Origin of the sequence: Paenarthrobacter sp. NCHU4564, assembly GCF_052156435.1 — a bacterium.
Classification (GTDB): Bacteria; Actinomycetota; Actinomycetes; order Actinomycetales; family Micrococcaceae; genus Arthrobacter.
In genome coordinates, this window is record NZ_JBQLIS010000035.1 from 1 (window position 1) to 13614 (window position 13614).

Genomic DNA, 13614 nt, shown 5'->3' on the forward strand with positions numbered 1-13614 from the left:
CATGCTCCGCGACAGCACCCTCTACCAACCAAAACACCCATCAACAGCTTGACGAAAAACATAGGGGCACTCTCACCGCGTTCCGGGCCTCCCCCGCGAGGGTGAGAGAGCGTTTCGAATATCGGGTGGTTTGGTGAGAGAGCGTCGGTTTCGGACGGTTGTCAGCCTAGACTCGGTCACAGGACAGCGCTACGACGACGGCCGAAACGGCACAACGGTATCCACTGAATTAGACACCGAGGAGCACCATGAGCACGGCACAGCACACCCTTACCCTGACTCGGGACTTCGACGCCCCTCGCGAGAAAGTGTTTGAGGCTTGGATGGACCCGGACCAGCTCACCAGGTGGTTCGGGCCCGTTGACGTGGAAGCTCCCCGGGGAAAGATTATCGTCGAGCCCGAAGTCGGCGGGATCTGGCAGGTGGTCATGGTTTGGACGGATGAGAACGGTCAGCAGGAAGCGCCCATTGAAGCCGTGATCACCCAGCTCGACGCCCCCGGCTTGCTGGTCGCCCAAGCAAAAGCCGCCCCGGATGCCGACCATGAATATGAAGAAATGCGCCTCGAATTCGAAGACCTGGGCGGCAGCCGGACGAGGATGCATTTGACCCAGGGCCCCTTCGCATCTGAAGAGTGGGTGGAAATGACGCGGGACGGATGGGGCACGTCTTTCGACAAATTAGATGCGGCGCTCGACTAGCAGCGAGCATTTGGTGAGAGAGCGTCCGCTGAAAAGCCACGAACGGTGAGAGAGCGTCCGGCCAAACAGGGCAAAAGGTGAGAGAGCGTCCGCTGAAAAGCCGCGAACGGTGAGAGAGCATCCGGCCAAACCGGGCAAAAGGTGAGAGAGCGTCCGGCCAAACCAGGCAAACGGTGAGAGAGGGTCAGGCCTTGGCGGCTTCGACGAACGCCCGGACCTTGGCCAGGTCCTTCACGCCGCGGGAGGACTCCACCCCGGAGGACACGTCCACACCCCATGCACCGGCAGCGGCCACAGCGGAGGACACGTTTCCAGGCTCCAGGCCACCGGCCAGCAACCACGAACGCCCGTCCAACGCTTTCTCCCGAACAGACGCATAGTCCCAGGCCTCGCCCGAGCCGGGCACGGCGGCGTCGATCAGGAACAGGTCCTCGCCCAGATCACCGAACTCTTCCGGGGAGGCACCCATGGTGACGGCCCTGATGAGCCGCATCCCGGCGTCGTGCACTTCCTCAACGACAGCCGCAGTGCGGTGACCATGCAACTGGACCCAGGACAGGCCGGCCTCCCGCGCAACGGCAACGGCGTCAGCGGCGGACTCGTGGCGGAAAACGCCAACGGCATGGACTGAAGGTGGCACCAAGGGCAACAGTTGCTGGACAGTGGAAGGACTGACTTCGCGGGGGCTGGCCGTGAGCACGAAACCGACGGCATCGGCGCCGGCGTCCACGGCTTCACGCACGGATTCGGGCGTGCTCAAACCACACACTTTAACGAACATTCCGTGCCTCCAGCCATCACCAGCAAAAACAAGCCTCCTATGACGTTAGCAAGCCTTGCCTGCCGAGGCAGAACCGGGCTCCCGCACTAGGCTGGAGCAATGGACATCATCCGCTTTGCTGACCTCCGTCCCCAGCCCTGGCGTAACGGCGGAGGCGTCACGCGAGAGCTCGCCAGCCACCCGAAAGCCGCCTCGGAGCAGGACGGCACCTGGGACTGGCGCGTCAGCATCGCCGACGTCTCCAAAGCAGGCGACTTCTCGGCGTTTCCCGGCATGGAACGCGTCATCACCATCATCGACGGCGAGTTGCTGCTCCTGACCGTGGACGGCTCCGAGCACCCACTCGAGAAATACCGGCCCTTCCGCTTCTCCGGTGAAGCTGCATCATCCGCGACCCTCCCCACGGGCGATGTCAGGGACCTCAACGTTATTGCCCGCGCCGATAAGTTCAAGGGCTACACCTCCATTGTGGAGATCTCCAAGAAGCGTCCGCATCCCGTGTTCGAAGGCCAACTGGCAGTCCTCCTGGAGGGCAAGGCATCGGTGGTACCCGGCGCCGCGGAAACGTCCGACGACGGCGGGCCGGCTCCCTCCGTCGAGGAGCCTGTGGAGCTCTCGCGGTATGACGCCGTGGTCGGGTCGGATGTCCGCAGTCCGGAAATCTCAGGCCGGGGCTTCGTGGCCGTTATTTCCATTGACCATGCCTAAGTGGTGACGTTAACCACCAGAGGTGGCCACCCCGCACCGGAGTTGCTAGCCTGAAATCAAGGTTCCGCTCTGGAACCTCCGGACGACGGTTCAGTACCCGGCACGCGACAAGACTGGCCAAAGGATCTGTCATGTCGTGGTTAATTCTCATTCTTTCCGGAGCGCTTGAGGCTGTTTGGGCCGCGGCCCTCCACCGTTCCAAGGGCTTCCGCAAGCCAATCCCCACCATCGTGTTCCTGGTGTCGGTCATTGCCAGCACCGGCGGACTCGCGATTGCCATGCAATCCATCCCCACGGGCACGGCATACGCGGTGTGGGTTGGTGTGGGCGTCGTGCTGACCTCGGCTTACGCCATGGTCACCAAGGTGGAACGCCCGACGGCGGCACGTCTGTTGCTGCTCGCCGGCATCGGTGCGTGCGTGGTCGGCCTGAAGGTGGTGGCGTAGCCATGAGTACCCAAACCCTGAAGTCGAACAAGGCCGGCGCGTACTGGCTGATTCTCCTTGCCTCGGCCATCCTCGAAGCCGTGTGGGCCACAGCGCTGGGCTTGTCGAGCGGCTTCACTCAATTAGTTCCTACCCTGGTGTTCGCAGTCACGGCAACCCTGAGCATGATCGGCCTGGGCATCGCCGTGAAGCGGATTGCCCTGGGCACGGCCTACGCCGTTTGGGTAGGAATTGGCGCGGCGCTGACTGTCGGCTGGGCCATGGTCACCGGTGTTGAGCCGGCGAGCCCGCTGAAGTTGCTGTTCATTGCCGGAATCGTGGGCTGTGCTGCCGGTTTGAAGGCCCTCCCAGCGGACAAGAGCGACAAAACCGCCAGCGCCGAGTAGCACCGAACGCTCCAACCAGCGCCGGGCACTTCCCCATCGAATCGGGCCGAGGAATACCCGCAGCATACGTGTAGTTCACGCCTTCAAGAGCACCTAAACGCGTATTGGAGCACGTCATGACTGCAGTTCACCTCGGGGACGGCTTGTCCGTCAGTCCGCTCGGTTTCGGGGGCATGGCCCTCACTCCCGTTTATGGCGGGATCGATCCTGAAGAGGGCCTGCAAACACTCCGGCACGCCGTGGATGCGGGCATCACGTTCATCGACACAGCGGATGTGTATGGCGCGGGCAGCAACGAGGAACTCGTCGGCCGGCTACTCAAGGAGCGCCGCGACGAGATCCAACTGGCCACGAAGTTCGGCATTGAGGGCAACCCCGCGGACGGCTACTCGGGCGTCCGCGGGGATGCCGCCTACGTCAGGCAAGCGGCGGAAGCGAGCCTCCGCCGGCTGGACACTGATGTCATTGACCTCTATTACATGCACCGCCGTGACCTCCGCGTTCCGATTGTGGAAACCGTGGAGGCCATGGCGGAGCTGGTCCGTGAGGGCAAAGTCAGGCACCTCGGTTTGTCGGAAGTGACAGCCGAGGAGCTCAGGCAGGCCAACGCCGTCCATCCCATTGCCGCGGTCCAGAGTGAATGGTCCATCTGGAGCAGGGATGTCGAGCAACATGTTGTTCCTGCAGCCAAGGAACTCGGTGTTGGCTTTGTGCCGTATTCGCCGCTGGGCCGCGGCTTCCTCACGGGAACCATCAGCGCCAGCGACCTGGGCGAGAACGACTTCCGCCACAAGATCCCCCGGTTCGGCGAAGGGGCGTTGGACGCCAACCAAGCCGTGGTGGCCGCCGTCCAGGATGTGGCTGCGCAACTCGGAGCAACCCCGGCCCAAGTGGCCCTCGCCTGGCTCTTCGTCCAGGGCCGCCGCATTGGCATCCCCGTGGTTCCCATCCCCGGCACCCGCAAGACGCACCGCATCGACGAGAACCTGGGCGCACTGTCGCTTGACCTGGCTGAAGCCCAACTCGAGGTGCTCGACCAAGCCGCTGCCGCCGTCGTGGGTTCGCGCTCCGCGGACCCGAACTGGGTGTCGCAGGGCCGTGAAGCCAACCACGTAGGCTGAACGCATGGATTCGCTTATTCACTCACTCCGCGACGTCACCATCAGGAGCATCTCCGTCAGCGAAATGAACAGCAACGTCTACCTGCTCACGTCCAAGGCGACGGGTGCGCAGGTGTTGATCGACGCCGCCGACGACCTCCCGGCCATTCAGCAACTGCTCGAAGACAGCGCTGCCGACTCGGCCCAGCCCACCAGACTGCTCCGGATCGCCACCACCCACCAGCACTGGGACCACGTCCGTGCGCTGCCGGAGCTGGTGAAGGTTGCGGGGGCCAGCACCTCCTCGGGAGCGGACGACGCCGATGCGCTGCCCGTTCCGGTGGATGTGCGGCTCAACAACGGCGACGTTGAGCGGTTCGACGACATCGAGATCCGGGCGGTCCACCTGCGTGGGCACACCCCGGGTTCCATTGCGTTCGTGTACCAGGATCCGGACGGGCCTGCGCACATTTTCAGTGGCGACTCGCTGTTTCCGGGAGGCGTCGGCAACACACAGAACGATTCCGCACGTTTCACGTCACTGTTGAACGACGTGTCGGAGCGACTGTTCGACGCCTACCCTGATGACACCGTGGTGCACCCGGGACATGGACTGCCCACAACCCTCGGAGCCGAGCGGCCCCATCTCGAAGAGTGGCGCGCCCGGGGCTGGTGAGTTGGTGCTAGCGGCCGCGGCGCTCGTTCGAGGCCGGAGCCGACGCACGGCGGGGGCCGCTGCGTGCCGGGCGACCGGAGCCGGAGCTCCCACGACCGGAGTTGCCCGAACCGTAGGATCCACCCGACGTGCCGCCGGTGTTCGATGACCACACGGCCTGGTTCCCGCTGGAACGGGTTGTGGTGGCCGACGCCGAACGCGGAGCCGTGGCGGAACGCTGTCCACCGGAGGCGCGCTGCCCCGTGGCCGGACGCCCGCTGCGGCTGTTCTGGCCCTGCGAGCCGGGAACGTCATTTCGGTGCGTGGCACCGGACTTGCCGCGACCGCGGGAGTTGCGGGCGACGTCGTCGTTCATTGCTGCGCGACGCTCGGCGCGGTTGACGTCGGTACGAACCGGCTCGGCCGCGACCTTGCCACGTCCGCCGCGACCACCACGGCCACCCGCGGTTGGTGCAGCCTGGCCGGAGCGGCGGGCCCGCTTGCGCTGGGCGTTGGCGCCGGTGGACGTTCCGCCACCCTGCTGCGGAAGCTTGGCAGCGAGGAGCGCTGCACGGGTGCGGGGGTCGACCTTGTCGGCAACCTCACCGACGAGCTCGGCCACCAGCGGGGAGCTGGCGGTAACGCGTTCGAAGGAGACGTCCACGCCTGCTGCACGCATGAGCTTCTTGACGTCCTGCTGCTGTTCCGGAAGGGTCAGCGTGACCACGGTGCCCTCGGAACCAGCGCGGGCAGTACGGCCGGAGCGGTGCAGGTAGGCCTTGTGCTCTGTGGGCGGGTCAACGTGGATGACGAGTTCGACGTCGTCAACGTGCACGCCGCGGGCTGCGACGTCGGTAGCGACCAGGACGCGTACCTCACCGCTGGAGAACTCGGCCAGGTTGCGGTCGCGGGCGTTCTGCGACAGGTTGCCGTGCAGGTCGACGGCGGGGATGCCGGCGTCCGTCAGGGTCTTGGCAAGCTTGCGCGCGTGGTGCTTGGTGCGCATGAACAGCACCCGGCGTCCGGCACCGGAGGCCAGTTCCACGATGAGCTGCTTCTTGACGGTCTGGTCGTTGACCACCAGGACGTGGTGTTCCATGGTGGTGACGGCGGCCTGGGGATCGTCCACGGAGTGCGTCAGCGGGTTGGACAGGAAACGGTTGACCAGCTTGTCAACACCGTTGTCCAGTGTCGCCGAGAAGAGGAGGCGCTGGCCCTGCTTGGGGGTCATGTCCATGAGCTTCTTGACCACCGGGAGGAAGCCAAGGTCCGCCATGTGGTCGGCCTCGTCCAGCACGGTCACCTCGACCGACTCGAGGGTCAGGATGCGCTGGCGGATCAGGTCCTCGAGGCGGCCGGGGCAGGCAATGACGATGTCGACGCCGGCGCGGAGAGCCTTCTCCTGGCGCGCCTGGGAGATGCCACCGTAGATCACCGTGGTGTTCAGGCCCATGGCCTTGGCCAGCGGCTCCACGGTTGCGTTGATCTGGGTTGCGAGCTCGCGGGTCGGAGCAAGGACCAGGCCCATGGGGCGGCCGGGCTTGCGGAAGTAGGAGGCCTCACGTTCGGCCAGGCGGGCCACCAGCGGGATGGCGAAGGCGATGGTCTTGCCGGAGCCTGTGCGGCCACGGCCCAGCACGTCGCGGCCTGCCAGCGTATCCGGGAGGGTCTTGAGCTGGATGGGGAATGCCTCTTCGATGCCTGTGGCGGCGAGGGATTCAACAATTGCCTTGGGCGTGCCAAGGGCAGCAAAAGCAGTCATGTACTTCATGTCTTTCGGGCGGTGTCCTGTGGCGGACATCGGCCCCCGACGCCGGTTGGGCCAGGGGTTCGCCGAGGAAAAGTCAGGTGGTCTACCGGTTCGCTGCAGCAGCGCTGGCCGGGACCAAATGGAACGCGTTCATCGACGCAGGATGTGCCTCTCACATGAAAAATGCCCTGCTGCCCGCTCTTCCAAGCAAGCCTTCAGGGCGTCACCGCACATCAAGTGATCCTATTCTAGCAGCGATCGAGGCACCCCTTTGCACCGCGCCCCCAACTGGGTCGCATTTGTGCGCGTTTTGAGCTCTCAAAACGCGCACAATTGCGACCTACTTGGGTTGGGGGAGGGAGAGTTTGGGGTGCGCGTCGGAAGCCCCCGCCCCGCCACCCGTAGCGGGCTTTCGACCCGCGACGCGCGGCGCCACCGCAACCCCGACGACGGCGATGATCGCCGTCAGTGCGAAGACCGCCGCAAACGGGTCCGTCGTCGTGAAGGCCGCGAAGACGAGCCCCGTGGAGGCGAGCGCCAGAGCACCGCCGAGCGAGTCGGAGATGGACATGGCCGCGCTGTTGAAGCCTTGGTTCTCCGGTGTGGACAGCGCAAGGGTCATCACGCTCAGCCGCGGATACATCAGGCCCATGCCAAAGCCGGCAAAGAGCCAGCCACCGATCGCAACGGCCGGCGGAAATCCCAGGGCTGCCGTGACGAACGCCAGCGCAATCGCCGCCAGCACCAGGAAGGCTCCAACACGCACCGCCAGCGCATCGGCCAGCTGTGAGCCGAGCCGTCCCTGCAACGCCGACGCACCCGCCCAGGCCAGCGCAGCACCGGTCAGCGTGAGCCCGGCAAACGTGGGGGTGAAGGCGTAGCGTTCGGTGAGCAGGTAGGGCAGGTAGACCTCGGCACCGAAGAAGGCGGCCGAGGCCAGACCACGGGACAGGATGACGCTCGGCAGGCCCCGACGCGCCGTGAGTGTTCCGCGCGGCACCAGCGGCCGCACGGCGATCAGCGCAAGGACAAGCGCGACGGCGGCAATCACCCCGCCCACGGACGGCACGTCAGCCGACAGGTTGAGGGCGAGGACGGTCAGTGCTGCGAGTGCAGCCCAGCCCATGCGTCCGAAGGCCCACGGGACGGGCTCGGTTTGAGTGGAAGGCGCCATCCCCCGCATGGCCGGAACCACCATGGCGAGCGCCGGAACCACCAGTCCCACGACGCCCAGGAAAACCCAGTGCCAACTGCTCAACTGGGCCACCAACCCCGCTGCGAAGGGACCAACCAGCGACGGAATCACCCACGAAGCGGCGAACGCGGCGAAGATCCTGGCGTGCAGGGTGGGCGGGTAGATCCGGGCCACCAGGACATACAGGGCAACGGTCATGGCTCCTCCACCGAGACCCTGCACCAGCCGCCCAAAGACCAGCATCTCCATGGTTGATGCGGTTCCGGCCACGAGGAGACCCACAACGAACAGGGCCACCGACGCGTACAAAGGCGCCCTGGGACCGCGCCTGTCCGACCAGTTGCCCGCACCCACCATCCCCATCACACCCGTAGCCAGCGGCCCCGCGAAGGCCAGCGCGTAGAGGCTGGCGCCGTTCAGGTCCCTGCTCACCACCGGCATCACCGTGGTGACGGCGAGGGATTCAAAGGCACTCAGGAAGACGAGTGCGCACGTACCCACGGTGGCCAACAGGTACGGACGGCGCAGGATACCGGCCGCGGAGGTGTCAGGGGTCATGGACGCTACCCTAAAACCTCAACTATTGTTGAGGTCAATTCACACGCCTGCACAGGAGGTCGAGCCATGCCCCAGGCTCCGGGCACCATCCATCGCGAACTCAGCATTGGCGAGCTGTCCGAGCGAAGCGGAGTGTCGGCGTCGGCCCTTCACTTCTACGAACGCAACGGCCTCATCAGCGCCGACCGCACTCCCGGAAACCAGCGCCGCTACGCGCGGGAGACCCTGCGCCGCGTGGCGTTCATCAAGACGTCCCAGCGTGTGGGCCTGCCGCTGAAGGACATCCGCGAGGCTTTGGATTCGCTGCCCAACGGGCGAACGCCCACCAAGCGGGACTGGACACGGCTATCCCTCCGCTGGCGGAAGGAACTCGACGAACGGATCGCGGCACTGCAACACCTCCGTGACGACCTGGACGGGTGCATCGGCTGCGGATGCCTGAGCCTGAAATCCTGCACGCTGCAGAATCCGTCGGACGAACTTGGCGCGACCGGGGCGGGGGCTTTGCGCTGGACCGACCCCAACTGACTGGCAGTAGCGGTTGTTCTGAGCCCTGAAAACAACCGCTGCTGCCAGTCAGTTGGGTTTGCTGAAACGGCAACGGGGCTTGCCTCCTTTTGATGCCACCCGGCACGCTAGGGTCATGGCTGAACACACTCACGACGGCGGCACTCACCAGCACGCGCACACGCACGACGGCGGCACTCACCAGGCCGGCGACCAGCAGGGACGCTTGAATCTCCACGAAGACGCAGACAATGCCGTGGACATGTGGGACGGAATGTACCGCGAGCGTCCGAAGATCTGGAGCGGCAACCCCAACCCCCAATTGGTGGCAGAGGCGGCCGGCCTGAAACCCGGAACTGCGCTGGACCTGGGTTGCGGCGAGGGTGGAGACGCGATCTGGCTCGCCAGGCAAGGGTGGACCGTCACGGCCATGGACGTTTCCGCAGTGGCACTGGAGCGGGGAGCAGACCACGCAGCGCAGAGCGGGCAGCAGGACAGCATCACATGGCAGCAGCAGGATCTGGCCGACTGGACGCCTGAACCTGCATTCGACCTGGTGTCGGCGCAATTCCTCCACTCCCCCTTGCTGCCCTGGCGGGACTCGACTGCAAAGGCCGCAGCCGCAGTGGCTCCGGGTGGGACACTCCTGATTGTTGGACATCACCCACATGGCCTGGCACCGTGGGGGCACCATCACGCGCCGGGGATGTTCTTCACCCCTGATGAGCTGGCGGAAGCCCTGGGGCTTGAGGGCGGGCCGTGGTCAGTGGATGTCATGGAGGCCAGGCACCGGACCATCGAGGACCCTAACGGCAATCCCGCGACCATCCTGGATACCGTCCTGCGGGCGACCCGGCGCCACTGATCGCCCGCGGCACCCACGCCGGCCGGCACCCACCCGCGGCACCCACGCCGAGCGGCACCCACGCCGGGCGCCGCCGTCGTACCCAAGCCCGCCGTCGTACTTAAACGGAACCCGGCAGCAATTCTCCGTAAGGTGCCACCACTGTGCCCGTTGCCGTGGAGTCCGGGTTGAGCATCCAGCCCACACGCTTGGCGGTGTTGAGCATGACGACGCTCTCCACGAGTTCCACGCCGGGGATGCGCTGCTGGATGGCGAGTTCCATCTCCATGACCTCGGCCAGGGTTCGCAGCCACATGATCATGGTGAAGTTGGTCCTGCCCGTGGTGGAGGCAGAGAAGCGGACGTTCCTGATGGCGCGGAGTTCCGTGGCGGCGGCTTCGTGCTGGCCGGCGGGAACGTTGGCGAACCACTGTACGGTGACCGGGTAGCCGGAGAACTTCTGGGCGATCTCGCAGCGGAAGGAGAGCATTCTGCTGGCGAGCACGCGTCCCAGCTGGCGCTGAACGGTTGCCGGATGGCGTCCCAGGGCGCGCGCAATCTCCGCCGCGGAGGCGCGTCCGTCCCGGGCCAGGAACGGAATGAGGGCAAGGTGGCTTTCGGGCAGCGGAACCACGATTGCGTCGGGCGCTGAGGGGTTGGCCGACTCCGGCCCGGCGAGCGCACGCAGCGCCTGCTGTTCGGCCTTGCTCAGCACGTTGAGGCGCCAGGCGTAGCCGCTGGTGTGGATCCGTGTACAGAGCGCCGTGTGGTACTTCGTCAGGCCACGAACCTCCTTCAGTCGCGGCAACAGGGTGGTGCTGAATTGGTCCAGGTCCTGCGTAATCACCGTCAACGTGAGGTCGCGGTTACTGGCAGCCTCTTCCACCGTGATGACTTCAGGGAGCTCCGCAACTGCGGCCGTTACTTCCGGGCGCAGGTCCATCTCACAGTCGATGTCCACCATGGCCAGGCACATGTTCTTCGGATCGCCCATGAGGTGGGCGGTGGTCCATGCAGCACCGGCGGCCCGCAAACGGTCCCAGCGCGCGGCCAGCGTGGTGGCGTGGACGCCCAGGACATCGCCGGCGTCGGACCAGCTGATGCGCGGTGAAATCTGCAGTGCGTTGATGAGGCGCAGATCTTCTTCACTGAGTTCCATGGCTCCATTCTCGCGCATAGCTGCATGAATCCTGCGTTCTATCCAAAACAATGCGTTTTTCCAGATGTTTTCAGGATTGTGAATCAGGTCACCACAGAATGGCATAAGGAACCCGTAGCCGAGCATCACAGGAGAACGAATGACCATCGCCGCCGACGCCAAGGAACTGCAGGACGACATCGTCCGCCTTCGCCACGACCTCCACCGCGAACCCGAGATCGGCCTGCAGCTCCCCCGCACCCAGGAGAAGGTACTCAAGGCGCTGGACGGACTCCCGTACCAAATCACCCTCGGGAAAGATACGACGTCGGTCACCGCGGTTTTGCGAGGCGGCGCGGCCCACGCTTCGACCGAGAAGCCCGTGGTGCTCCTGCGCGCCGACATGGACGGCCTCCCCGTCCAGGAAACCACGGGCGTGGACTACACCTCCCGGGTTGACGGCGCGATGCACGCCTGCGGCCACGACCTCCACACGTCCATGCTCGCCGGAGCTGCCACCTTGCTGGCCGAGCGGCGCGACCAACTGGCCGGGGACGTGGTCCTCATGTTCCAGCCCGGCGAAGAAGGGTTCGACGGCGCCAGCTACATGATCAACGAAGGCGTGCTGGATGCTGCCGGCCGCCGCGTGGACACGGCCTACGGGATGCACGTGTTTTCGTCGCTGGAACCGCACGGCCAGTTCGTCACCAAGAACGGTGTGATGCTCAGTTCCTCCGACGGGTTGGTAGTGACGGTCCTGGGAGCCGGTGGCCACGGCTCAGCCCCGCACTCCGCCAAGGACCCCGTCACGGCCGCCGCTGAGATGGTCATGGCCCTGCAGGTCATGGTCACCCGCCAGTTCAACATGTTCGACCCCGTAGTCCTCACCGTCGGTGTGCTGCACGCAGGAACCAAACGCAATGTCATTCCGGAAACTGCCCGCATTGAGGCCACCATCAGGACCTTCTCCGAAGAGTCACGGCAGAAGATGATGGTTGCAGTACCCAAACTCCTCAAAGGCATTGCCTCGGCCCACGGTTTGGAGGTGGACGTGGACTACCAGCAGGAATACCCCCTCACCATCAACGACGAGGACGAGACGAACACGGCCGAGAAAGTCATCGCAGGCATGTTCGGCGAATCCCGCCTCACCCGGATGGCAACTCCCCTGAGCGGCTCGGAGGACTTCTCCCGGGTCCTTGCCGAGGTTCCCGGAACCTTCGTGGGACTCAGTGCCGTGGCCCCCGGCGCCGACCACGCGACGTCGCCCTTTAACCACTCGCCGTACGCAACGTTCGACGACGGCGTCCTCACCGACGGTGCCGCGCTGTATGCCGAGCTCGCCGTGTCCCGCATCGCCACCCTGGCATCCAGCAACTAGCCCCAGCCCGCCCCACTTTGGAGAACCCCATGACCGCCACCGTAGGAACGTCCCCGGACGTCAAGGTCCACAAATCCCACATGCGCACGCTCGTGGGTACCGGCATCGGCAACGCCGTTGAATGGTACGACTGGGCCATCTACGCAACGTTCTCGCCGTTCATCGCGAGCGCCCTGTTCAGCTCATCCGACCCCACATCGGCCGTGCTGTCCACCCTGGCGATCTTCGCCGTCGGATTCGTTGCCCGGCCGTTCGGCGGGTTCGTGTTCGGCTGGATCGGCGACCGTATCGGCCGCAAGACGTCCATGACCATCGCCGTGGCCTTGGGCGCAATCGGCAGCCTGTTGATCGGCATCGCACCGACTTTCGCTGCCGTTGGCGCCTTTGCGTCCGTCATGTTGCTGGTGGCCCGGCTCATCCAGGGCCTGGCCCACGGTGGTGAGCTGCCGTCGTCGCAAACGTACCTTTCCGAGATGGCACCCAAGGAAGAGCGCGGCTTCTGGGCGACCCTGATCTACACCTCAGGCACCGCGGGCATCCTGGCCGGCACGTTGCTGGGTGCGATCCTGACCGCCGTCCTGAGCAAGGACGACATGAGCGCCTGGGGTTGGCGCATTCCGTTCCTGATCGGCGGCGCGCTGGGTGTGTACGCGTTGATCATGCGGGCCAAGATGAAGGAAACCGAGGCATTCGAGGCCGAGGCCCCGCAGGAAAAGCGGGCTCCCATGTGGCCGCAGATCGTGAAGTACCGCAGGCAGGCACTGCAGGTCATCGGGCTGACGGTTGGCCTGACGGTGGTCTACTACATCTGGGGCGTCGTGGCTCCCAGCTACGCTGCAACGGCTTTGAAGATGGACCGCGGTGCCGCCCTGTGGGCCGGTGTCATCGCCAACGTGGTGTTCATCGCAGCGTTGCCGTTCTGGGGACGGCTCTCTGACCGCATCGGCCGCAAGCCTGTCCTGATCATGTCCTCCGCGGGGGCTGCCCTGTTCCACTTCCCCATGACCTGGCTGCTGAAGGACTCCCCGTGGCAGCTCACGGTTTCCATGTCCGTGATGCTGTTCTTCATCGCAGGCAGCGCCGCGATCGTTCCCGCCGTCTACGCTGAACTGTTCCCGACCCACATCCGTACCGTGGGCGTGGGTGTTCCGTACTCCATTTGCGTGGCTGCCTTTGGTGGCACGGCCCCGTATCTGCAGACGTGGCTGGGCACGATCGGCCAGGGCTACCTGTTCAACGTGTACGCGGTAATCCTGCTGGTGATCAGCATCGCTTTCGTGTTCACGATCCCGGAGACAAAGGGCAAGGACCTGACCGTCTAACCCCGCCCCGCCCTCCCAACTAGGTCGCATTTGTGCGCGTTTTGAGCCCTCAAAACGCGCACAACTGCGACCCAGCGTGTGAGTGCCTTCGGCGCGCCGTGATCCGGGAAAGTATGCGGTTGGCTCGCCTGGGCTCTGGTGG

14 protein-coding genes and 1 riboswitch are annotated in these 13614 nt (G+C 65.2%); of the genes, 10 read left to right on the plus strand and 4 right to left on the minus strand.

Features of this window, described 5'->3' with window-relative positions:
• The first annotated feature begins 248 nt into the window (after positions 1-248).
• A complete protein-coding gene (locus ACSVIE_RS20595; RefSeq protein ID WP_426004233.1) occupies positions 249-701 on the plus strand; it encodes an SRPBCC family protein in 453 nt (150 codons plus the stop codon).
• A gap of 184 nt (positions 702-885) precedes the next feature.
• On the opposite strand, the gene ACSVIE_RS20600 is transcribed toward ACSVIE_RS20595, so the two are convergent.
• Positions 886-1482: a phosphoribosylanthranilate isomerase gene (locus ACSVIE_RS20600; RefSeq protein ID WP_442425082.1), complete on the minus strand. Its 597-nt coding sequence runs from the start codon at positions 1480-1482 to the stop codon at positions 886-888.
• A 99-nt stretch (positions 1483-1581) separates the two neighbouring features.
• Here ACSVIE_RS20600 and ACSVIE_RS20605 point away from each other — a divergent pair, with 99 nt between their 5' ends.
• From ACSVIE_RS20605 to ACSVIE_RS20625, 5 genes are all read left to right on the plus strand, one after another.
• Entirely contained in the window at positions 1582-2190 is a 609-nt protein-coding gene (locus ACSVIE_RS20605; protein WP_426004236.1) for a HutD/Ves family protein, read from the plus strand.
• 56 nt (positions 2191-2246) lie between these two features.
• Positions 2247-2312: riboswitch (guanidine-III (ykkC-III) riboswitch) on the plus strand.
• A gap of 9 nt (positions 2313-2321) precedes the next feature.
• Positions 2322-2636, plus strand: coding sequence for a DMT family transporter (locus tag ACSVIE_RS20610; protein ID WP_442425083.1), 315 nt, complete (start codon positions 2322-2324; stop codon positions 2634-2636).
• A 2-nt stretch (positions 2637-2638) separates the two neighbouring features.
• Positions 2639-3022, plus strand: coding sequence for a DMT family transporter (locus tag ACSVIE_RS20615; RefSeq protein WP_442425084.1), 384 nt, complete (start codon positions 2639-2641; stop codon positions 3020-3022).
• A gap of 116 nt (positions 3023-3138) precedes the next feature.
• Positions 3139-4143 (plus strand): aldo/keto reductase, encoded by a 1005-nt coding sequence (locus tag ACSVIE_RS20620; RefSeq protein WP_442425085.1) that lies wholly within the window; start codon positions 3139-3141, stop codon positions 4141-4143.
• A gap of 4 nt (positions 4144-4147) precedes the next feature.
• Positions 4148-4798 carry an MBL fold metallo-hydrolase gene (locus tag ACSVIE_RS20625; protein WP_442425086.1) on the plus strand — a complete coding sequence of 217 codons (651 nt, stop codon included), beginning with the start codon at positions 4148-4150 and terminating at the stop codon, positions 4796-4798.
• Positions 4799-4805: 7 nt separating this feature from the next.
• On the opposite strand, the gene ACSVIE_RS20630 is transcribed toward ACSVIE_RS20625, so the two are convergent.
• Both ACSVIE_RS20630 and ACSVIE_RS20635 read right to left on the minus strand, forming a co-directional pair.
• Positions 4806-6539, minus strand: a complete 1734-nt coding sequence (locus tag ACSVIE_RS20630; RefSeq protein WP_442425087.1) for a DEAD/DEAH box helicase — start codon at positions 6537-6539, stop codon at positions 4806-4808.
• 328 nt (positions 6540-6867) lie between these two features.
• Complete coding sequence (locus tag ACSVIE_RS20635; RefSeq protein ID WP_442425088.1) at positions 6868-8280, minus strand: MFS transporter; 1413 nt, start codon at positions 8278-8280, stop codon at positions 6868-6870.
• A gap of 66 nt (positions 8281-8346) precedes the next feature.
• Here ACSVIE_RS20635 and soxR point away from each other — a divergent pair, with 66 nt between their 5' ends.
• Both soxR and ACSVIE_RS20645 read left to right on the plus strand, forming a co-directional pair.
• The gene (gene soxR / locus ACSVIE_RS20640) at positions 8347-8808 is read left to right on the plus strand and encodes a redox-sensitive transcriptional activator SoxR (protein ID WP_442425089.1); all 462 of its coding nucleotides are present in this window, start codon (positions 8347-8349) and stop codon (positions 8806-8808) included.
• Between the two features lie 115 nt (positions 8809-8923).
• Positions 8924-9652: an SAM-dependent methyltransferase gene (locus ACSVIE_RS20645; protein WP_442425090.1), complete on the plus strand. Its 729-nt coding sequence runs from the start codon at positions 8924-8926 to the stop codon at positions 9650-9652.
• A gap of 100 nt (positions 9653-9752) precedes the next feature.
• Here the strand turns inward: ACSVIE_RS20645 and ACSVIE_RS20650 are convergent, their stop codons facing one another.
• On the minus strand, positions 9753-10790 hold the full coding sequence (locus tag ACSVIE_RS20650) for an Lrp/AsnC family transcriptional regulator (protein WP_442425091.1): 1038 nt from the start codon (positions 10788-10790) through the stop codon (positions 9753-9755).
• Between the two features lie 139 nt (positions 10791-10929).
• Here ACSVIE_RS20650 and ACSVIE_RS20655 point away from each other — a divergent pair, with 139 nt between their 5' ends.
• Both ACSVIE_RS20655 and ACSVIE_RS20660 read left to right on the plus strand, forming a co-directional pair.
• Positions 10930-12150 carry a M20 metallopeptidase family protein gene (locus ACSVIE_RS20655; protein ID WP_442425092.1) on the plus strand — a complete coding sequence of 407 codons (1221 nt, stop codon included), beginning with the start codon at positions 10930-10932 and terminating at the stop codon, positions 12148-12150.
• 29 nt (positions 12151-12179) lie between these two features.
• Positions 12180-13472 carry an MFS transporter gene (locus tag ACSVIE_RS20660; RefSeq protein ID WP_442425093.1) on the plus strand — a complete coding sequence of 431 codons (1293 nt, stop codon included), beginning with the start codon at positions 12180-12182 and terminating at the stop codon, positions 13470-13472.
• Positions 13473-13614 lie beyond the last annotated feature (142 nt).